At 70.3% G+C, this 19,395-nt stretch carries 27 protein-coding genes; 16 read left to right on the forward strand and 11 right to left on the reverse strand.

The window, feature by feature from the left end:
• Positions 1-9 precede the first annotated feature (9 nt).
• Positions 10-453, reverse strand: coding sequence for a universal stress protein (locus I5803_RS19300; RefSeq protein ID WP_196987937.1), 444 nt, complete (start codon positions 451-453; stop codon positions 10-12).
• Between the two features lie 107 nt (positions 454-560).
• On the opposite strand from I5803_RS19300, the gene I5803_RS19305 reads away from it, so the two are divergent.
• From I5803_RS19305 to ccoP, 6 genes are all read left to right on the forward strand, one after another.
• Entirely contained in the window at positions 561-2,795 is a 2,235-nt protein-coding gene (locus I5803_RS19305) for a heavy metal translocating P-type ATPase (RefSeq protein ID WP_196987938.1), read from the forward strand.
• Complete coding sequence (gene ccoS / locus I5803_RS19310; RefSeq protein ID WP_196987939.1) at positions 2,795-2,932, forward strand: cbb3-type cytochrome oxidase assembly protein CcoS; 138 nt, start codon at positions 2,795-2,797, stop codon at positions 2,930-2,932. Before I5803_RS19305 ends, ccoS begins: the two co-directional genes overlap by 1 nt.
• A 65-nt stretch (positions 2,933-2,997) precedes the next feature.
• A complete protein-coding gene (gene ccoN, locus I5803_RS19315; RefSeq protein WP_196987940.1) occupies positions 2,998-4,434 on the forward strand; it encodes a cytochrome-c oxidase, cbb3-type subunit I in 1,437 nt (478 codons plus the stop codon).
• Positions 4,435-4,448: 14 nt separating this feature from the next.
• Complete coding sequence (gene ccoO, locus I5803_RS19320; protein WP_196987941.1) at positions 4,449-5,075, forward strand: cytochrome-c oxidase, cbb3-type subunit II; 627 nt, start codon at positions 4,449-4,451, stop codon at positions 5,073-5,075.
• Positions 5,076-5,093: 18 nt separating this feature from the next.
• Complete coding sequence (locus I5803_RS19325; RefSeq protein ID WP_196987942.1) at positions 5,094-5,231, forward strand: cbb3-type cytochrome oxidase subunit 3; 138 nt, start codon at positions 5,094-5,096, stop codon at positions 5,229-5,231.
• Positions 5,232-5,238: 7 nt separating this feature from the next.
• On the forward strand, positions 5,239-6,153 hold the full coding sequence (gene ccoP, locus I5803_RS19330; protein ID WP_196987943.1) for a cytochrome-c oxidase, cbb3-type subunit III: 915 nt from the start codon (positions 5,239-5,241) through the stop codon (positions 6,151-6,153).
• 11 nt (positions 6,154-6,164) lie between these two features.
• Here the strand turns inward: ccoP and I5803_RS19335 are convergent, their stop codons facing one another.
• Positions 6,165-6,758, reverse strand: a complete 594-nt coding sequence (locus I5803_RS19335; RefSeq protein ID WP_196987944.1) for a TetR/AcrR family transcriptional regulator — start codon at positions 6,756-6,758, stop codon at positions 6,165-6,167.
• Positions 6,759-6,908: 150 nt separating this feature from the next.
• On the opposite strand from I5803_RS19335, the gene I5803_RS19340 reads away from it, so the two are divergent.
• From I5803_RS19340 to I5803_RS19355, 4 genes are read left to right on the forward strand one after another with little or no spacing between them, the layout of a single operon-like run.
• Positions 6,909-7,700, forward strand: coding sequence for an oxygen-binding di-iron domain-containing protein (locus I5803_RS19340; RefSeq protein ID WP_196987945.1), 792 nt, complete (start codon positions 6,909-6,911; stop codon positions 7,698-7,700).
• 59 nt (positions 7,701-7,759) lie between these two features.
• Positions 7,760-9,172, forward strand: a complete 1,413-nt coding sequence (gene ccoG / locus I5803_RS19345; RefSeq protein WP_354001690.1) for a cytochrome c oxidase accessory protein CcoG — start codon at positions 7,760-7,762, stop codon at positions 9,170-9,172.
• An 11-nt stretch (positions 9,173-9,183) separates the two neighbouring features.
• Positions 9,184-9,441, forward strand: coding sequence for a FixH family protein (locus tag I5803_RS19350; RefSeq protein WP_196987946.1), 258 nt, complete (start codon positions 9,184-9,186; stop codon positions 9,439-9,441).
• On the forward strand, positions 9,438-9,686 hold the full coding sequence (locus I5803_RS19355) for a hypothetical protein (RefSeq protein WP_196987947.1): 249 nt from the start codon (positions 9,438-9,440) through the stop codon (positions 9,684-9,686). Before I5803_RS19350 ends, I5803_RS19355 begins: the two co-directional genes overlap by 4 nt.
• 20 nt (positions 9,687-9,706) lie before the next feature.
• Here I5803_RS19355 and I5803_RS19360 read toward each other — a convergent pair whose 3' ends face one another.
• The 3 genes from I5803_RS19360 to I5803_RS19370 are packed head-to-tail and all read right to left on the reverse strand — an operon-like array spanning position 9,707 to position 11,414.
• Complete coding sequence (locus I5803_RS19360) at positions 9,707-10,309, reverse strand: NAD(P)H-dependent oxidoreductase (RefSeq protein ID WP_231402466.1); 603 nt, start codon at positions 10,307-10,309, stop codon at positions 9,707-9,709.
• 10 nt (positions 10,310-10,319) lie between these two features.
• A complete protein-coding gene (locus I5803_RS19365; RefSeq protein WP_196987948.1) occupies positions 10,320-10,694 on the reverse strand; it encodes a TraR/DksA family transcriptional regulator in 375 nt (124 codons plus the stop codon).
• 57 nt (positions 10,695-10,751) lie between these two features.
• Positions 10,752-11,414 (reverse strand): helix-turn-helix domain-containing protein, encoded by a 663-nt coding sequence (locus I5803_RS19370; RefSeq protein ID WP_231402938.1) that lies wholly within the window; start codon positions 11,412-11,414, stop codon positions 10,752-10,754.
• Positions 11,415-11,627: 213 nt separating this feature from the next.
• On the opposite strand from I5803_RS19370, the gene hemN reads away from it, so the two are divergent.
• The 6 genes from hemN (at position 11,628) to I5803_RS19400 (ending at position 16,089) form a co-directional block, all read left to right on the forward strand.
• On the forward strand, positions 11,628-13,010 hold the full coding sequence (gene hemN / locus I5803_RS19375; protein WP_196987950.1) for an oxygen-independent coproporphyrinogen III oxidase: 1,383 nt from the start codon (positions 11,628-11,630) through the stop codon (positions 13,008-13,010).
• Between the two features lie 7 nt (positions 13,011-13,017).
• Complete coding sequence (locus I5803_RS19380) at positions 13,018-13,710, forward strand: sulfite exporter TauE/SafE family protein (protein ID WP_196987951.1); 693 nt, start codon at positions 13,018-13,020, stop codon at positions 13,708-13,710.
• A gap of 20 nt (positions 13,711-13,730) precedes the next feature.
• On the forward strand, positions 13,731-14,420 hold the full coding sequence (locus I5803_RS19385) for a VIT1/CCC1 transporter family protein (protein ID WP_196987952.1): 690 nt from the start codon (positions 13,731-13,733) through the stop codon (positions 14,418-14,420).
• Positions 14,421-14,489: 69 nt separating this feature from the next.
• Positions 14,490-15,299 (forward strand): Crp/Fnr family transcriptional regulator, encoded by an 810-nt coding sequence (locus tag I5803_RS19390; protein WP_196987953.1) that lies wholly within the window; start codon positions 14,490-14,492, stop codon positions 15,297-15,299.
• A gap of 35 nt (positions 15,300-15,334) precedes the next feature.
• Positions 15,335-15,667: a cytochrome c gene (locus tag I5803_RS19395; RefSeq protein ID WP_196987954.1), complete on the forward strand. Its 333-nt coding sequence runs from the start codon at positions 15,335-15,337 to the stop codon at positions 15,665-15,667.
• A 2-nt stretch (positions 15,668-15,669) separates the two neighbouring features.
• Complete coding sequence (locus tag I5803_RS19400) at positions 15,670-16,089, forward strand: OsmC family protein (RefSeq protein ID WP_196987955.1); 420 nt, start codon at positions 15,670-15,672, stop codon at positions 16,087-16,089.
• A gap of 23 nt (positions 16,090-16,112) precedes the next feature.
• On the opposite strand, the gene I5803_RS19405 is transcribed toward I5803_RS19400, so the two are convergent.
• From I5803_RS19405 to I5803_RS19430, 6 genes are read right to left on the reverse strand one after another with little or no spacing between them, the layout of a single operon-like run.
• Entirely contained in the window at positions 16,113-17,471 is a 1,359-nt protein-coding gene (locus I5803_RS19405; protein WP_196987956.1) for an MBL fold metallo-hydrolase RNA specificity domain-containing protein, read from the reverse strand.
• 15 nt (positions 17,472-17,486) lie between these two features.
• The gene (locus I5803_RS19410) at positions 17,487-17,909 is read right to left on the reverse strand and encodes a universal stress protein (protein ID WP_196987957.1); all 423 of its coding nucleotides are present in this window, start codon (positions 17,907-17,909) and stop codon (positions 17,487-17,489) included.
• A gap of 41 nt (positions 17,910-17,950) precedes the next feature.
• Entirely contained in the window at positions 17,951-18,172 is a 222-nt protein-coding gene (locus I5803_RS19415) for a hypothetical protein (RefSeq protein ID WP_196987958.1), read from the reverse strand.
• A complete protein-coding gene (locus tag I5803_RS19420) occupies positions 18,169-18,534 on the reverse strand; it encodes a phage holin family protein (RefSeq protein ID WP_196987959.1) in 366 nt (121 codons plus the stop codon). Before I5803_RS19420 ends, I5803_RS19415 begins: the two co-directional genes overlap by 4 nt.
• 4 nt (positions 18,535-18,538) lie before the next feature.
• On the reverse strand, positions 18,539-18,865 hold the full coding sequence (locus I5803_RS19425) for an ElaB/YgaM/YqjD family protein (RefSeq protein WP_196987960.1): 327 nt from the start codon (positions 18,863-18,865) through the stop codon (positions 18,539-18,541).
• Positions 18,862-19,353 carry a universal stress protein gene (locus I5803_RS19430; protein ID WP_196987961.1) on the reverse strand — a complete coding sequence of 164 codons (492 nt, stop codon included), beginning with the start codon at positions 19,351-19,353 and terminating at the stop codon, positions 18,862-18,864. Before I5803_RS19430 ends, I5803_RS19425 begins: the two co-directional genes overlap by 4 nt.
• Positions 19,354-19,395: the final 42 nt, after the last annotated feature.

Consider the following 19,395-nt stretch of genomic DNA (forward strand, 5'->3'; position numbering starts at 1 on the left):
CGCGGCGCTTCAGCGCAGCACCAGCACCGGGATCGTGCCGTGCGTGAGCACGTGCTGCGTCTCGCTGCCCAGCAGCAGGCGCTTCAGGCCCCGGCGGCCATGCGAGGCCATCACGATCAGGTCGCACTTGTGCTTCTTCGCCGCCGACTGGATCGCCTCGGCCACCAGGTCGGACTGCACCACCACGCCCTTGCTCGCGACGTTGGCGGCCTCGGCCTGCATGGCGACGGCGTCCACCATGGCGCGAGCCCGTTCGTTCCACTGCTTTTCGGTGCGGGCGACGTCGTCGGGCGACACGGTCATGCCGCCTTCGAAATAGCTCATCGGGTACCTGGGCACGACATGCAGGGCGACGAGCTGTGCGTCGAGCGCGGCCGCCAGGCCGATGGCGCCGCGAACGGCCTTCTTCGACAGCGGGCTGCCGTCCGTCGTCACGAGGATTCTCTGGTACATGGCATTCCTTCCGGGTGTTGATCGATGGAGGGAGCGTAGGGCCCGCGACGCCCGCGCCGTTGACGTAGATCAAGCGGCGCGGATACCGCGCGCCCTAAGCTGGGCGCATGCAAAGCAACTGGATCGCGCTGGACGACGCACGCGAGTGGGAGGTGTTCAGCCGCCCGCTCGCGGGCCGAGAAGGCTGGCGCGAGAGCTGGCTCGCCATCGAAGGCATGCATTGCGCCGGCTGCACGCTGGCGGTCGAGGATGCGCTCGGCCGCCTGCCCGGGGTCGAAGGCGTGCGCGTGAACGGCGCGGCACGCACCGCGCGCATCGCATGGTCGCCCGCCTGCGTGTTGCCCTCCCGCTGGATGCAGGCTCTCGATGCCGCGGGCTATGGCGCGGTGCCCGCGCCCGACCTGCTGCTGGCCGCGCCGCGCGGGCAGGCGCAGCGGGTGCTGCTGTGGCGCTGGCTCGTCGCGGGCTTTTGCATGATGCAGGTGATGATGTACGCCGTGCCCGCCTACGTGGCGCAGCCGGGGGACATCACGCCCGACATCGCCGGCCTGCTCGCCTGGGCGTCGTGGGTGCTGACCCTGCCGGTCGTATTGTTCTCGTGCCGTCCGTTTTTCTCGGCCGCGTGGCGCGACATGAGGTCGGGGCGCGTGGGCATGGACGTGCCGGTCGCGCTCGGCGTCGCGGTCGCGTTCGGCGCCAGCACGATGGCGACCTTCGATCCCGCGGGCCCGTGGGGGCGCGAGGTGTGGTTCGACTCGGTCACCATGTTCGTCTTCTTCCTGCTGTCCGGGCGCCTGCTGGAGCAGCGCCTGCGCGACCGTACGGCCGGCGCGCTGGAGGCGCTGATGCGCCGCATGCCGCAATCGGTGGAGCGGCGCATGGCGGACGGCAGCTTCGAGCGTGTCGCGGCGCGGCGCCTGGCCATCGGCGACGTGGTGCGCGTGCTGCCGGGCGAGGCGTTTCCCGCCGACGGTGTCGTGGCGGAAGGCGAAAGCCAGGTCGACGAGGCGCTGCTCACCGGCGAGTCGCAGCCGCTCGCGCGCCGCCCGGGCGACGAGGTGATCGCGGGCAGCCACAACCTGCGCACGCCGCTCGTCGTGCACGTGGAACGCCTCGGCGCACAGACCCGCTATGCGGAGATCGTCGCGCTGATGGAGCGCGCGTCGCTCGAGAAGCCGCGTGCCGCGCAGCTGGCGGACCGCATCGCCGGGCCGTTCCTGCTGGGTGTCGTCGTCGCGGCTTTCGCGGCTGCCGCGTGGTGGTGGCCGGTGGATCCCGCGCGCGCCCTGGCGGTGGCCATCGCGGTGCTGATCGTGACCTGCCCCTGCGCGCTCTCGCTCGCGACACCCGCTGCCACCCTGGCCGCCGCCGGCGCGCTTGCACGGCGCGGCGTGCTCGTGCGGCGCCTCGGCGCGCTGGAGGCGTGTGCCTCGATCGACACGGTGATCTTCGACAAGACCGGCACGCTCACGCAGGCCGGCATGGCGCTGTCGGCGACGCGCTGCCGGGATGGCATCGATGCCGCGCGGGCCCTCGCGCTCGCGGCGGCGCTGGCGCGGCACTCGTTGCATCCGGTGTCGCGCGCGATCGTCGATGCGGCCGGGGACGACGGCGCGCGGGCCGAAAACGTCGAGGAAGTGGCGGGGCAGGGCGTGCAGGGCACGGTGGTGGACGGTGCGAGCCGGCACCTGCTGAAGCTCGGCTCCGCCGCGTTCTGCGGGGTGCCGCAGCCGCAGGCAGCGGACGGCCCGCAAGTCCACCTCGCCGACGACGCCGGCTGGCTCGCGAGCTTCGGGTTCGAGGAAGCCCTGCAGCCCGGCGCCGCTGCCGCGGTCGATGCATTGCGGGCCGGTGGTGTCAGGGTGGAGTTGCTCTCCGGCGACAGGCCGCAAGCGGCGGCGCAACTGGGACGCCGCATCGGCATTGCCGATGCGCGGGGCGGCTGCCTGCCGCAGGACAAGCTCGCGCACCTGCGCGCGGCGCAGGCCCGGGGGCACCGCGTGGCCATGGTCGGCGACGGCTTCAACGACGCCCCCGTGCTCGCGAGCGCCGATGTCTCGATCGCGATGGGCCATGCCGTGCCGCTCGCGCAGGCGAAGTGCGACTTCATCGTGCAGGGCAGCCGTCTCGCGGCCGTGCCCGCGCTGCTGCGGCACGCGCGGCGCGTGCGCGCCGTCGTGCGCCAGAACCTGGCCTGGGCGGCCGCCTACAACATCGTCTGCGTGCCGCTGGCCGCGCTGGGTGCGATGCCGCCCTGGCTCGCGGGCCTCGGCATGGCCGCGAGTTCGCTGCTGGTGGTGGCGAATTCGGCTCGCCTGGCATCGTTCGAGGCGGGGGCCTGATGGACATCCTGTTCGTGCTCGTCCCGCTGTCCGTGGTGCTCGCGCTCGCGATCCTCGTGGCGCTGGCCTGGGCCGTCTGGCGCGGGCAGTTCGAATCCGTCGACGCGGAAGGCGAGCGCATTCTGCATCCGGATTGATTTTCATCAACTGCCGCGCTGGCGCCGCACGGGACACTGCGTGCACAAAGACTCGGGCGACATCCATGACAGCACAAGCAATCCAGCCGGCGGCCCTGTACAACGACACAGCGGTCCGGCAGTTCTCCCTGATGGCGATCGTCTGGGGCGTGGTCGGGATGACCGTCGGCCTGTTCATCGCCGCGCAGCTCGCGTGGCCGGAGCTGAACTTCGGCATCCCCTGGCTCAGTTACGGACGGCTGCGGCCCCTGCACACCAACGCGGTGATCTTCGCGTTCGGCGGCTGCGCGCTCATGGCGACGAGCTACTACGTCGTGCAACGCACCGGGCAGGTCGCGCTCTTCATGCCCCGGCTCGCGTCGTTCCACTTCTGGACCTGGCAGGCGGTGATCGTCGCGGCCGCCATCAGCCTGCCGCTCGGCTACACGCAGGGCAAGGAATATGCGGAGCTGGAGTGGCCGATCGACATCCTCATCACGATCTCCTGGGTCTGCTACGCGATCGTGTTCTTCGGCACCATCGGCATCCGCAGGATCCGCCACATCTACGTGGCCAACTGGTTCTACGGCTCCTTCATCCTCGCGGTGGCGATCCTGCACCTGGTCAACAGCGCCGCCATCCCCGCGGGCTTCACCAAGTCCTACTCGGCCTACGCGGGCGTGCAGGACGCGATGATCCAGTGGTGGTACGGCCACAACGCGGTGGGCTTCTTCCTCACCGCGGGCTTCCTCGGGATGATGTATTACTTCATCCCCAAGCAGGCCGAGCGCCCGGTCTACAGCTACCGGCTGTCCATCGTCCACTTCTGGGCGCTGATCTTCACCTACATGTGGGCGGGCCCGCACCACCTGCACTACACCGCGCTGCCGGACTGGACGCAATCCATCGGCATGGTGTTCTCCCTCATCCTGCTCGCGCCGAGCTGGGGCGGCATGATCAACGGCGTGATGACGCTGTCGGGCGCCTGGCACAAGCTGCGCGACGACCCCATCCTGCGCTTCCTCATCGTGTCGCTCTCCTTCTACGGCATGAGCACCTTCGAGGGCCCGATGATGTCCATCAAGACCGTCAACGCGCTGTCCCACTACACGGACTGGACCGTCGGCCACGTGCACTCCGGCGCGCTGGGCTGGGTCGGCCTCATCTCGATGGGCTCGCTCTACTACCTGATCCCGCGCCTCTTCGGCCGCAAGCAGATGTACTCCGTGCCGGCCATCGAGCTGCACTTCTGGATGGCGACCGTCGGCATCGTGCTGTACATCGCCGCCATGTGGATCGCCGGCGTGATGCAGGGCCTCATGTGGCGCGGCGTCAACGGCGACGGCACGCTCACCTACACCTTCGTCGAATCCGTGAAGGCCACCTATCCCTTCTATGTGGTGCGCGTCGCCGGCGGCGCGCTGTACCTGGGCGGCATGCTGGTGATGGCCTGGAACACCTGGATGACCGTGGGCCTCGGCCGCTCCGTGCGGGTGCCCGTGCCGGCCGTCGCCACCGCCTGACCCGAAAGAACCCCATGAGCGAACTGCAGACTTCCCCCGGCTTCACCCACGAGAAGGTGGAGACCAACAACTTCCTGATGATCGTGCTCATCCTGCTGGTGGTCGCCGTCGGCGGCCTGGTGGAGATCGTGCCGCTCTTCTTCCAGACTTCGACGACGCAGCCGGTGCCCGGCGTGGTGCCGCTCACCCCGCTGCAACTCGCGGGCCGCGACATCTACGTGCGCGAGGGCTGCTACAACTGCCACTCGCAGATGATCCGGCCCTTCCGCGCCGAGACCCTGCGCTACGGCCACTACTCCGTCGCCGGCGAATTCGTCTACGACCACCCGTTCCAGTGGGGCAGCAAGCGCACCGGCCCCGACCTGCACCGCGTGGGCGGCAAGTACAGCGACGACTGGCACCGCATCCACCTGAACAACCCGCGCGACGTCGTGCCGGAATCGAACATGCCCGCCTACCCCTGGCTCGAGAAGGCCCAGGTGGACGACACGGAGATCGCCTCGCACATGCGCGCGCTGCGCCGCGTGGGCGTGCCCTACACCGACGCGCAGATCGCCGCGGCGCCCGCGCAGGTGAAGGGCAGGACGGACATGGACGCGCTCGTGGCCTACCTGCAGTCCCTGGGCCTGGCCCTGAAGTGACGCGCACCGGAGAACACCATGGACGTCACCACCTTGCGCATCCTCGCGACGCTGCTGTGCTTCGCGACCTTCCTGGGCATCCTCGCCTGGGCCTATTCCCATCGCAACCGCGCGCGATTCGACGAGGACGCGCGCATTCCCTTCCAACAGGACTGAGGCGGCCATGAGCGATTTCAACGGCAATTTCTGGTCGATCTACGTCGCGGCGCTGACGCTGGTCAGCGTGGCCGCGTGCCTCCTGCTGCTGTGGATCACGGCGCGCAAGAAGGTCCAGCCGCGCGCGGACAACAGCACGGGCCACGTGTGGGACGAAGACCTGCGCGAGATGGACAACCCCATGCCGCGCTGGTGGATGTGGCTGTTCGTCGCGACCATCGTGTTCGGGCTGCTCTACCTCGCGGCCTATCCGGGCCTGGGCTCGTACGAGGGCCAGCTCGCCTGGACCACGCGCGGCGAACACGCGAACGAGATGGCCCAGGCCGAGAAGGAGCTCGCGCCGCTCTACGCGCAGTTCACCGCGAGGAAGCCGGAGGAACTCGCGGGCGACACCAATGCCATGGCGATCGGCGAGCGCCTCTTCATGAACAACTGCGCGCAGTGCCACGGCTCGGATGCGCGGGGCAGCAAGGGCTTCCCCAACCTGGCCGACACGGACTGGCTGCACGGCGGCTCGCCGGACAAGATCAAGGAAACGATCACCGGCGGCCGGCACGCGCAGATGCCGGCGATGGCGGCCGCGGTGGGCTCGTCGGACGACGTGAAGAACGTCGCCAACTACGTGCTCAGCCTGTCGAACAGCCCGCACGACTCGGTGCGCGCGCAGCTGGGCAAGTCGAAGTTCACGGCGTGCGCGGCCTGCCACGGCGCCGACGGCAAGGGCAACCAGGCCATCGGCGCGCCCAACCTCACCGACGACGTGTGGCTGCACGGCTGGGGCGAGCAGGCGATCGTCTCGATGATCAACAACGGCAAGGTCAACGACATGCCCGCCCAGTCGGGCAAGCTCACCGAAGCGCAGATCCACGTGCTGACCGCCTACGTGTGGGCCTTCTCGAACAAGCCCGTGAGCAAGCCCTGACGCAACCGCGCTCAGCGCGCGCAGGCGACGCCGAGCCAGTCCGCCATCAGGCGGGCGATCGCCTTGTCCGCCAGCCCCGCGTCCGCGAGCGTCGACCAGGTGGCGAAATTCACCGCCAGCGCGACGGCCGCGCGCGCTTCGCGGCCGGGTTCGCCTCGGGGATGCAGCTTGCGCAGCAGCGCGTCGCCATAGGACGCGAAGTACGCCGCGGCCTGCGCGAGGGGTTCGCGCAGCGCCTCCACTTCGCCCGCGTCGCGCAGGACCGCATCCCACATGCGCCGCGTGCGGCGGTGGTAGGCGTAGAGCGCCTGCAGGGCATCGCGCAGCGCTTCGTCGACGGTGCCGCCTGAGCCTTCGGCCGGGAGCGGCGGGGGCGGGTTCTGGCCGAACCAGGTCGAGCTGCAGGCGTGAATCACCGCCGCCTCGTCGGGGAAGTGCCGGTACACCGTGAGCCGCTGGACGCCGGCGCGTTCGGCGATCGCGCTGATCGTGGTGCGGCGCGGCCCGATCTCCTCGTGCAGCGCCATCGTCGCCTCCACGATCCGGCGCCGCGTGTCGTCCTGCTGCTCGGCACGGCGGACCTGCGTGTACTTTCGTTTTTCCATTCCGCTCCTCATAGCTGTTTACTGAAATTTTAGCATTTTGAGTGAACAAATGCGCATACTGAAATGTTGACGCCGGCGAAGCGTCGGCCGTAGACTTATTCCGGTGAACAATGGTGTTCACTCATTGACATCACCGGAAAGGAAACCCCCATGCACGCTCCCGTCCTGCACGCGCCTCGCGCGGTCGCCGCGGATACCTCCCTCATCGCCTCCTGGCTGCCCCTGCCGGGGCTGGGCCTCATCCCCTGCAACAGCTTCGTCATCCGCTCGGCCCAGCCCGTGCTGGTGGACACCGGCGTGGCCGGCCTGCGCGGCGATTTCCTCGCGGCCCTCGGCGAGGCCGTGGACCCGGCCGACCTGCGCTGGATCTGGATCCCGCACATGGACGCCGACCACATCGGCAACCTGGCCGCGGTGCTCGAACTCGCGCCGAAGGCGCGCGTCGTGACCAATTACCTGGGCATGGGCAAGATGGGCCTCCTGGGCCTGCCGCAGGATCGCGCCTACCTGCTCAACCCCGGCCAGGCCCTGGACGTGGGCGACCGCAAGCTGCGTGCGCTGCGCCCGCCGAGCTGGGACGCGCCGGAGACCACCGCGCTCTTCGACGAGCGCACGCGCGCCTTCTTCTGCGTCGACGCGTTCGGCGCCATCCACCAGGAGCCCTCCGAAAGCGCCGCGGCGATCCCCGCCGGCTCGCTGGCCGAAGGGATGGCGCTGTGGACCAGTGTCGACCAGCACTGGCTCGGCCGGGTGGACCGCTCCAAGTTCGATCGCGCCCTCGGCGAGGTCGACGCGCTGCGCCCGGACGTCATCCTCGGCTCCCACCTGCCGCCCGCGTCCGGCATCACGCAGCGGCTGCTGCGCTCGCTGCGCGACTCCGCCGACGTGCCGGCGTTCGTGGGGCCCGACCAGGCCGCGCTGGAAGCCATGATGTCGGCCTGACTGGCCCGCGGTTGACCTGCATCAACCGCGTGCGCAATGCGCCGCCCCATCATGGCGGCGTGAAAGTCATTCCCATCGTTCCCTTCCTGGGCGACGCCGGCGACGGCTCGCTCTACGAAGCGCAGAAGAAAATCTATCCCCGCAAGGTCACGGGCCGCTTCGCGCGCTGGCGCTGGGCCTTCGTCTGGCTCACCCAGCTCGTGTTCTACGGCCTGCCGTGGCTCGAGTGGGGCCAGCGCCAGGCCGTGCTGTTCGACCTGGGCGCGCGGCGCTTCTACATCCTCGGCTACGTGCTGTACCCGCAGGACTTCATCTACCTCACGGCCATCCTCGTCATCAGCGCGCTGTCGCTCTTCCTCTTCACCGCGGTGGCGGGTCGGCTGTGGTGCGGCTTCACCTGCCCGCAGACCGTCTACACGGAGATGTTCCTGTGGATCGAGCGCAAGGTCGAAGGCGACCGCACGGTGAGGATGAAGCTCGATGCCGGGCCCATGACCCTGGAGAAATTCGTCAGGAAGTGGTTCAAGCACATCCTGTGGATCGGCCTGGCGATGTGGACGGGCTTCACCTTCGTCGGCTACTTCACGCCGATCCGCGAGCTGGGCCTGGAATTCCTGCAGACGCGCATGGGCTCCTGGGAAGTGTTCTGGGTCTTCTTCTACGGCTTCGCCACCTACGGCAACGCCGGCTTCCTGCGCGAGCAGGTGTGCAAGTACATGTGCCCCTACGCGCGCTTCCAGAGCGCGATGTTCGACAAGGACACGCTGATCGTGAGCTACGACGCCGCGCGCGGGGAGCCGCGCGGCTCGCGCTCGCGCAAGGCGGACCTGTCCACGCTCGCGCTCGGCGCCTGCGTGGATTGCGACCTGTGCGTGCACGTGTGCCCGACTGGCATCGACATCCGCAAGGGGCTGCAGTACGAATGCATCGGCTGCGGCGGCTGCGTGGACGTGTGCAACGGCGTCATGGACAAGATGGGCTACGAGCGCGGCCTCATCCGCTTCACCACGCAGAACGCGCTCGCCGGGCACTGGGACCAGCGCGCGATCCTGCGGCGGGTGCTCCGGCCGCGCGTGCTCGTGTACACCACCATCCTGGTCGCGCTCTGCATCGCGGTTCTCTGGAGCCTGGCCATGCGCACGCCGCTGCGCGTGGACGTGGTGCGCGACCGCGGCGCGCTGTCGCGCATCGTCGCGGGCGGCAGGCTGGAGAACGTGTACCGGCTGCAGGTGATGAACGCGACCGAGCAGCCGCAGCGCTACACCATCTCCGCGGGCGGCCTGCCCGGCCTGGCCGTCGCCTCCGAGCCTTCGGTCGAGGTCGGGCCCGCCGAATCGCGCTGGGTCGCGGTGCGGCTGCAGGTGCCCTACGGCAGCGCGCCGCCCGGCTCGCACCCCATCCATTTCGAGGTGGCCGCCGCGTCCGGCGCCGACCACGTGAGCGAGAAGTCGGCATTCCTGGTGCCGCGTTGAAGGAGACAGCCATGAAGACCGAAGCGGACGAGTCGAACGCGCCCTGGTGGACCTACGGCCACGTCTGGCTGGTCATCGCGGGGCCCGCCGCGGTGGTGGTGGCCGCGCTCGCGACCGCCTGGATCGCGATGCGCAGCGCCGACCCCGTGCTGGCCGAGGACTACTACCGCCGCGGCCTGCAACTGTCGCGCCCCGCGCCGGCCGACAAGGCGCTCATGCCGGCGCTGCAGGGGCGCAACCACGCCGCGACCCCGGCGAAGGAGCGATGAGCATGTGGCGCGGCCAGTGGATGCGCATCGCGTGGCCCGGCTTCCTCGCCGCGTGCCTGCTCGAGCTGCTTGTCTTCGCCCTGGTGGATCCGGGCGAGTTGCGCTGGTCCGGCGACCTGCCGTCGCGCCAGGGCGTCTACACGCTCGCCTTCTTCCTCTTCTGGGCGATCGCGACGGTGGCGTGCGCGCTCACCGTGCTGCTCGGAACGCCCGCGGAGCCGGCCGGCGAGCAGGTGGGGGACTGAGCGCGAGGCGCGAGGCCGCGTCACGCGGCCTTGCGGCCCAGCGCGTGGAGTTTCGCGAGCCAGCGCTGCGCCTGCCCGTCGTCCAGCGACTGCACGCTGCCCACGAGCGTCTCCTCGACGGGCGCGATGCCGACGAAGCCGAGGATATTGCGCTCCAGCGACCTGACGCTGTGCGCCATGAAGTAGAGGCGATAGATCGCCGACGGCATGCCCATCGTCACGACGAGACGTGCCGTGCGTCCCGTGAGCCCCTTGTGCTTGAACGGGTTGCCGCCCGGCCCCGCGGTGAAGGCGAAGCCCGGTCGCAGCACCTGCTCCCAGAAGGCCTTCAGCACCGCGGGCATGTCCCCGAGCCAGAGGGGAAAGAAGATCGCGATGTGCTCGGCCCGGCGGATCGCTTCCTGCGCACCGCGCAGGGACTCGGGCACCGTTCCCGTCTCCCAGTCGTACTGCGTGCGCAGCAGCGGAAAGTCCAGCCCGGCCACTTCGAGCTTCTGCACGTCGTGCCCGGCTTCCTGCGCGCCCTGCGCGTAGGAGGCGGCCAGTGCGTGACAGAAATGCGCGCCGGCGGGGTCGGGGTGGCCCTGGATCACCAGGATGCGCCGTGTCGCCTTCATCGCCATGTGCGCCGCCTCAGTGTCCGGGGTGGCGCAGTTCCCGCAGGGACTGGCAGGCGATGCAGTACGGCGCGGCCGGCATGGCCTTGAGGCGGTCCAGCGGGATGGGCGAGCCGCACTCCAGGCACACGCCGTAGTCGCCGTCCTGCAGGCGCCGCCGCGCGGCCAGCACCTGTTCGAGTTCCATCGCGGCCTGCTCGGCCTGCGCCGCGTCGACCTCGGTCAGCGATTGCTCGCCGGCCGCGTCCTTGAAGTCGCTCACTTCGCCGCGGGGCACGGCGTCGGTGCCGAGCACCTCGTCGCGCGCCGCGAGCAGTGCGCAGAGTTCGCGTTCGCGCGTCGCCAGGAGTTTGTCGAATGCGTCGGTCAACGCGGGAGTGAATCTGTTCATGATGGGCCTCGTCGAAACGATTCTGGAAGCCTCATGCGCCGGCGTCATTGACGAACGTCAACGCCACGACGGATGGTCCACCATGCGCTGCAATGCCTCGGGCTGCAGGATCCGCACGTGGCGCAGCCGCACCTCGATCAGTCCTTCCTCGGCGAGCTTCGAGAAGGCGCGGCTGGTCGTCTCCAGCTTGAGGCCGAGGTAGCTGCCGATTTCCTCGCGCGACATGCGCAGCACGAGCTCGGTGCGCGAGAAGCCGCGCGCGTGCAGCCGCTGCGCCAGGTTCAGGAGGAAGGCGGCGACGCGCTCCTCGGCGCGCATGCCGCCGAGCAGCAGCATCACGCCGTGCTCGCGCACGATCTCGCGGCTGAGCACGCGGTGCAGGTGGCGCTGGAGCGCTTCCACTTCACGCGCGAAGTCGCCGAGCTGGTCGAAGGGCATGACGCAGACTTCGGCATCCTCCAGCGCGACCGCGTCGCAGCCGTGCTGCTCGCCGACGATGCCGTCGAGGCCCAGCAGCTCGCCGGCCATCTGGAAGCCCGTGACGTGGTTGCGCCCGCCGGGCGCGGACAGGCAGGTCTTGAAGAAGCCGGTGCGGATCGCGTAGAGCGACTCGAAGCGGTCGCCCTGGCGAAAGAGCGAGCCGCCCCGCTTGACCTTGCGCCGCGCCGTCACGACCGAGTCGATGCGATGCATCTCCTCGTCGGTGAGGCCGACGGGCATGCACAGGTCGCGCAGGCTGCAGCTCGAGCAGGCGATGCGGATCGCATCGACGCCCGCGGCGGGCCGGTCCACCGGCTGGATGGGAATGGGTTTGGCGTCGGGGTCCATGGAGTCAACCGATTCTGCGGCGCGTGCCGCGCGCGCAATTGACAAAGGTCAAGCCCGGGGCGGCGAGCCCGTTGCACAGTGAAGCCTTCCTGCCGCATGCCGAACATGAACATTCCGAATACCGAGCTGCTCCGCCGCTTCGACGTCCCGGGCCCGCGCTACACCTCGTATCCCACGGCAGACCGCTTCGTCGAAGCCTTCGGCGCCGCCGACCATGCCCAAGCCCTGGCCCTGCGCCGCGCGGGCCCCGCAGCCCTTGCGCAGCCGCTGTCGCTCTACGTGCACCTGCCGTTCTGCGAATCGCTGTGCTACTTCTGCGCCTGCAACAAGATCATCACGCGCCACCACGAGCGGGCCGCCGAGTACCTGCGCTACCTCGAGAGCGAGATCGGCCTGCACACGCTGCAGCTCGGCCGGGGACAACCGGTCTCGCAGCTGCACCTGGGCGGCGGCACGCCCACCTTCCTGTCCGACGCCGAGTTGCGCCACCTCATGGACATGCTGCGACGCAATTTCCGCCTGCAGGACGGCGGGGAGTTCTCCATCGAGATCGACCCGCGCACGGTGGATGGCGCGCGCCTGCGCGCGGTCGCCGACATGGGCTTCAACCGCATCAGCTTCGGGGTTCAGGACTTCGATGCGGAAGTGCAGAAGGCCGTGCACCGCATCCAGCCCGAGGAGATGGTCACCGGCCTGATGGAGGAAGCACGCGCGGTGGGCTTCGCTTCCGTCAACGTCGACCTGATCTACGGGCTGCCCCGGCAGACCCCCGGCTCGTTCGCGCGGACGCTGGAGAAGGTCACGCGGCTGCGTCCCGATCGCGTCGCCCTCTATGGCTACGCGCACCTGCCCGAGCGATTCAAGCCGCAGCGCCGCATCCACAGCGCGGACATGCCGATGCCCGCGGACAAGCTCACCATGCTCGCGCTGTCGCTGGAGGCGCTCCAGGATGCGGGCTACGTCTATGTCGGCATGGACCATTTCGCGCTGCCCGGTGACGCGCTGGCGGTGGCCAAGCGTCAGGGGCGCCTGCACCGCAACTTCCAGGGCTACAGCACGCAGCCCGACTGCGACCTCATCGGCCTCGGAGTGTCGGCGATCGGCCGGGTGGGCGCGAGCTACAGCCAGAACGCCAAGACGCTGGAGGAGTACTACGACCACCTCGACCAGGGCCGGCTGCCCGTGGCGCGCGGCCTCACGCTCACGCGCGACGACCTCGTGCGCCGCGCGGTGATCATGGCGCTGATGTGCCAGGGCCAGGTGGTGTTCGAGTCCATCGAGGCCGCGTGGCTGCTGGATTTCCGCAGCTACTTCGCGGCCGAGCTCGCACGCCTGCGCGAGTTCGAGGACATGGGCCTGCTCGAGATCGGCGACGCCGGGATCGAGGTGACGGCGCAGGGCTGGTACCTCGTGCGCGCGATCGCGATGGTGTTTGACCGCTACCTGCAGGCCGACCGCGACCGCGCGAAGTTCTCGCGGATCATCTGAGGCCCCCATGTCCGGCACGCTAGCCCTCACCGCGCTCCTCATGGGGCTCGCAGGCGGGCCGCACTGTGCGGCGATGTGCGGTCCGGCGTGCTCGGGCGTGATCCGTGTCGTGCGGCCGGGCGCGTCATCGGCGACCCCCGCGCTCTGGCAATTCCAGGCGGGGCGCCTCATCGGCTACTCGCTCGCCGGCGCGCTCGCCGCGCAGGCGGTCGAGAGCCTCGCGTGGCTCACGGCGCAGGCGGCGGCCTTGCGCCCCGTGTGGACTTTGTTCCACCTGGCCGTGCTGCTGTGGGGCGCGACGCTGCTCGTGCTTGCGCGCCAACCGTCTTTCGCCGGTCCGGTCGGCCGTGCCGTGTGGGCGCGCGCGCGGCCCGTGGCCGCGGCGCGCGGCGGCGCCTTCACGGCCGGCGTGCTCTGGGCGCTGATGCCCTGCGGCCTGCTGTATTCGGCGCTCCTCGTCGCGTCGCTGAGCGGGACGGCCGCCGATGGCGCGCTCGCCATGGGCTTGTTCGCCATCGGCAGCGGCGTATCGCTCGCCATCGTGCCGGGCGTGCTCGAGCGCCTGCGCGGGCGCGGCGACGGCCGCATGCAGGAGTGGGCGATGCGCGTGTCCGGCCTGCTCCTGGTGCTGGCCGCGGGCTGGTCGCTGTGGCTCGACCTGTCGCACCGCATCGCGGCGTGGTGCGGCATCACCGCTTGAACACGGGCAGGCAGGCTTCCATGCGACACACCGAACGCCATCGCACCGAACGGATCGGCTGGTTGCGCGCGGCGGTGCTGGGCGCCAATGACGGGATCGTCTCCACCGCGAGCCTCGTGGTCGGGATCGCCGCGGCGAGTGCCACCCACGCCACGGTGCTCATGACGGGGGTCGCGGGGCTCGTCGCGGGCGCGATGTCGATGGCGGCCGGCGAATACGTGTCGGTGCACTCGCAGGCGGACGCGGAGAAGGCCGACCTCGCGCGCGAGCGCGCGGAGTTGAAGGCGGATCCCGCCGCGGAACACCGCGAGCTGGCGGCGATCTACGTCGCGCGTGGCCTCACGCCCGAACTGGCGCAGCAGGTCGCCGTGCAGCTGGCCGGCCACGACGCGCTGGGCGCGCACGCGCGCGACGAGCTCGGAATCTCGGAGACGATGGCGGCCCGTCCCGTCCAGGCCGCGCTGGCCTCCGCCGCGAGCTTCGCGGTCGGCGCGGCGTTGCCGCTGGCCGTCGCCGCGTTCGCGCCGGGCCGCGGCCTGATCTACTGGGTCTCGGGCATGTCGCTGTTCTTCCTGGCGCTGCTGGGCGGGGTCGCCGCGCGCGCAGGCGGGGCCGGCGTCGCCGCAGGCGCGTGGCGCGTCACTTTCTGGGGCGCCCTGGCCATGGGCATCACGGCAGGGGTCGGCGCACTGTTCGGCGCCGCGCCTTGAGGCCGAACGTTGACAAGCATCAAACCGGCCGTCGCCGGACTGGTTAGCCTCAAAGCAGAAAGCCAACCGATGACCCCACTGACACCATGCGCCGACGACCGCGCGGCGAACCTGCTGCTGGCGGCCTTTCCGCGAAGCGACGCCGAGCGCTGGCGGGGGCAGATCGATCCGGTGGACCTGCGGGTCGGCGAGCGTTTGCATGAAATGGGCCAGGTGCCCAGGTGGGCCTACTTCCCGGTGGACGCCATCGTTTCCCTGCTGGTGCCGACACACGACGGCCGCTGCGACGAGGTGTGCGCGGTGGGCCGCGAGGGCATGGTCGGCATCGCGCTGTTCATGGACAACGGCGCATCGACGAGCCGCGCCGTGGTGCAGGCGGCCGGGCGTGCCTTTCGCGTGCGCCCCGCTTGGGTGCAGGAAGAATTCGCGAGTTCACCCGCGGTCACGCGTCTGTTCCTGCGCTATGCGATGGCCCGCGTCGCGGAACTCGCCCAGAGCGTCATGTGCGGCCGCCACCACACGACGGAGCAGCGCCTGGCGCGGCGCCTGCTGCATGGGATGGATTGCCGGCCGGACGGCCACCTGTGGACCACGCAGGAGCAGCTCGCCGGTCTGCTCGGCGTGCGTCGCGAGAGCGTCACGAGCGAGGCGCTCAAGCTGCAGCGGGCCGGCGCCATCGCCTATTCGCGCGGCCATATCACGGTGCTCGATCGCGCGCAGCTCGTGGAGCACAGCTGCGAATGTTATGACCTGGTGAGGGGGTTCTACCGGCGCGTCACGGGCAGCCAGGCCCCTGCATCGGCGAGGCGCGCCGTGGATGCGTATCCCTCGCACGCCTTGGTGCAGTGCGCGAACATGGCGGGGAGGCTGGCGGCGTGACGAACCTCCGCAGACGCGCCCGACCGCTCGCACTTTTGCTTGCGGCGCTGGCCTGCGCCGCACCGGCGCAAGCCCAGGCGCCCGCGGCGCCCTCGCGCGGCGAGCTGCTGTACAACAATCACTGCATCGAGTGCCACACGTCGCAGATCCACTGGCGCGACGGCAAGCAGGTGCGCGACTGGGCCGGCCTGCGCGCCAAGGTGCGTTTCTGGCAGGCGAACGCCGGTCTGCGGTGGGACGACGCGGACATCACCGACGTGGCCCGCTACCTGGACAACACGATCTATCGTCTCACGCCCGGCACGCAGCGCGTCGGCCGGGCGGGCGAGGGCGCCGGGGTCCGGCGCCAGCCTGCGGGCAGGGCTTGACCATGGGCCGGCTCGAATTCGAGGTCACGGCGCGCCGCGTGGACGCCCACGGCAGCGAAGCACGGTGCAAGGAGGCCGTGATCGCGCTCGACACCGACCTCGCGGGCAATCCCGGCGCGTTCAACCCGGCGGAGCTGCTGCTGGCCGCGCTCTCGGCCTGCATCATCAAGGGCATCGAACGGGTCGTGCCCATCCTCAAGTTCAGCCTGCGGGACGTGCGGGTGCACGTCCATGGCGTACGGCGCGACGTGCCGCCGCGCATGGAGTCCATCGCCTACGAGATCGTGATCGACACCGACGAGCCCGATCGGCGCCTCGATCTGCTGCACGACAACGTGAAGAAGTTCGGCACCGTCTTCAACACCGTTTCGCCGGGAACCACGCTCACCGGCACCCTGCGCCGCAAGCAGCCTTGCGCCTAGGGCGGGCGGGCCTTGCGAGGCGCTCAGTCGAGCTCGACCGATTCGAGGTAGTAGGGCAGGTGGCAGTCCCAGTGGAGGCTGCGCTCGATGCGCTGCCTCATCGCATCCGCCGCCGCCGGCTCGCCGTGCGTGATGAATGTCTTGCGCGGCGCGGCGTCGAAATGCCGCAACCAGTCGAGGATCTCGCCGGCGTCCGCATGCGCCGACAGGTCGTCCAGCTGCACCACCTCCGCGCGGATGGGCACGTCGATGCCGTGGATGCGCACGGTGTGCGCGCCGCCGACGATGGACGCGCCGCGCGTGCCGCCGGCCTGGTAGCCCGCGAAGAGGAGGGTGTTGCGCTTGTCCGGCGCGAAGGCCTTGATGTGGTGGACCACACGCCCGCCGGTCGCCATGCCGCTCGCGGCGATGATCACCATCGGGCCCTTCCGGCCGTTCAGCCGCTCGGACTCCTGCGGCGTCTGCACGATGTGCGCGGTGTCCGCGACGGCGCGGCACTGCTCGGGCGTGAGGCGCAGCTCGTCCCCGTGCTTCCAGTACGCTTCCATCGCGTTCGCGGCCATCGGGCTGTTCAGGAACACCGGCACGTCGGGAATGGACCCGCGCGCCTTGAGCTGCTGGATGCAGTAGAGCAGGCTCTGCGCGCGGCCCACCGCGAACGCGGGAATCACCACGACGCCGCCGCGCGCCGCGGTGCGGCGGATCACCTCGCCCAGGTGCAGGAAGTGATCCACCTTCGGATGCTCCCTGTCGCCGTAGGTGGATTCGACCACCAGGTAATCCGCGCCCCGCATTTCGACGGGCGGCTTGAGCACCGGGTCGTCCGGCCGGCCGATGTCGCCCGAGAAGAGGATCGAGCGATCGCCGCCCTGCAGCTTGACGAAGGACGAACCGGCCATGTGGCCCGAACGCTCCATCGAGGCGCCGAGCCCGGGCAGGACGTCCCACGCGCGCGACATCGGCTGCGGGCGGAAGCTGGCGAGGCAGGCCTGCGCGTCCGCGCGCGTGTACAGCGGCAGCGCGGGCGCGTGCTTCGACAGCTTGTACCGGTTGGCGAATTCCGCTTCCTCCTCCTGCAGCCAGCCCGAGTCCGGCAGCAGGATCTTGCAGAGATCGAAGGTCGCGGGGCTGCAGTGCACCTGGCCGCGAAACCCGTTCTTCACGAGCAGCGGCACATAGCCGCTGTGGTCGATGTGCGCGTGCGTGAGGATTACCGCGTCGATGTCGGCGGGCGGCACGGGCAGCGGCTCCCAGTTGCGAAGCCGCAGCGGCTTGTAGCCCTGGAAGAGGCCGCAGTCCACCAGCAGGCGCCGGCCCCGGTGCTCGACCAGGTACTTCGATCCGGTGACCGTGTCCGTCGCGCCCAGGAACTGCAGCTTCATGGCGGACGCCCCGCCTTACTTGACGAGCAGCACGGGGATGTCGGATTCGGTGACGACGCGCTGCGCGACGCTGCCGAGCAGTGCCCGGCCGAGCATGCCGAGCCCCTGCGTCCCCATGACGATCATCTGCGCCTTCTGCTTGCCGGCGGCGCGCACGATCTCCGACGCGTTGGGGCCGACGACCCAGTTCGCGCGATAGCGCAGGCCGTGGCGGTCCAGGAACTTGCGGATCGGCGCGAGCACCTTCTCCGATTCGTCGCGGTGGTAGTCGGCGACGGCCTGCGCGCCCACCATCGTCTTGACGCGCGGCGAAAGCGGCGTCTGCACATGCAGGACGATCAGCTCGCCGTCGTCGCCGAGCAGCGATTCGTTGGCCACGACGAAGGCCAGGGCCTTCTTGGTGAATTTGCTGCCGTCGGCGGCGAGAAGGACTTTCATGGAGGTCTCCGTTCGTTCGGTTGAAAAAGGCTGCAGTCAGGTTAGCGGCGTGCCGCGCCCATCCCCTTGATGCAGGTCAACGCGAACGCGGCTGCCTGCCACCACGAGCGCTTCGCGAGCAGGCGCGCACCCGCCCAGGCGAGCAGCGCGAGCGTGGCGCCGGTACGCACGCGCGCGAATGCCGCGCCGAAGTCCGCGCGCGCGAGCGCGCACTCGGCCGCGAGGGCGGCGCGGCGGTGTGCGATGCGCGAGAGCCGCGTCACGGGGCCGGCTCCATGGCGGCGCTGTCCCGCGCAAGCTCGTCCAGCGTCGCGCGAAGGAAGGGGGGTTTCGCGCGCAGCGCGAGGACGGCGCGCCATGCGCACGCCGCGGCCGCGGCCGCGAAGGCCAGGCCCACGCCGAGCAGGGCGAGCACCGGCGCTCGGCCCCACAGCAGCACGACCAGCGCGCCGGACAGCGCGGCGGCCGCCAGCACCGCGAGCAGCACGCCGGCAATGGCGATCACCAGCACGGCGGCGAGCCGCAGCAGCTCCTCTTCGACATCCAGCGCGGCGAGCTCCAGGCGCTGGCGCACGATGCGCACCGCGCCGGCGCCCAGGCGCGACAGCGACTCGCCGAACGCCATGGTGTCAGCGGCGCGCGACGAGCATGCCGACCAGCAGGCCGATGCCCGCGCCGATCCCGACCGACTGCCAGGGATGGCGGCTCACGTACTGGTCGGCGGTGCGGCCGGCGTCGCGCGCCCCGGCCAGCAGGGCGGCTTCGATCGCGGCCATCTCGGATTTCGCGGTGCCCAGGCTGCGCTCGAGGCGCTCGCGCGCCTGGCTGTAGCCCTGGCCCGCCTCGCCGACGGCGTGGCGCAGCAGTTCCTCGGCATCGCGCACGACGGCGCGCAGGTCCTGGGCGAGTCGCTCCTGGTCGGCGCGCAGGGACGGGGTGTGGGTGGTGTCGTTCATGATGGCTCCTTGGGGTTGTGATGGTTGTCCTGCGATTCGTCCCCGCCCGAGCGGATCACCAGCACGGGAACGGGGGACATCCGGATGATCTGTTCGGCGCCGCTGCCCAGCATCACGCGGCCGATGCCGCGGCGCCCGTGCGTGCCGACGACGACGAGGTCGGCGTTCCACAGCCTGGCCGCGTTCGCGACCGCGTCGCCGAGCCGCTCGCCGAACTTGTCGAACACCATGCAGTCCGCCTGCACGCCGGCCGCCTTCGCGATCGCCAGGCCGTCGGCGACGACGCTGTCGCCCAGCGTTCGCATCGCCTTGATCAATTCGTCGGTGTAGCTGCCGTACATGTCGTAGCCGCCCAGGTAGAACGACGCTTCGAGCACGTACACGACGCGCAGGCGCGCGCCGGATTGCTGTGCGAGCTCGATGGCCGCGGTCAGCGCGCGATTGGCGGTGGAGCTGCCGTCGATGGGCACGAGGATGCGTTGGTACATGGCACGGTCCTTTGCAGTGGCGTGCATGCAGTCTGCGCGAGC

Source organism: Caenimonas aquaedulcis (genome assembly GCF_015831345.1).
GTDB lineage: Bacteria > Pseudomonadota > Gammaproteobacteria > Burkholderiales > Burkholderiaceae_C > Ramlibacter > Ramlibacter aquaedulcis.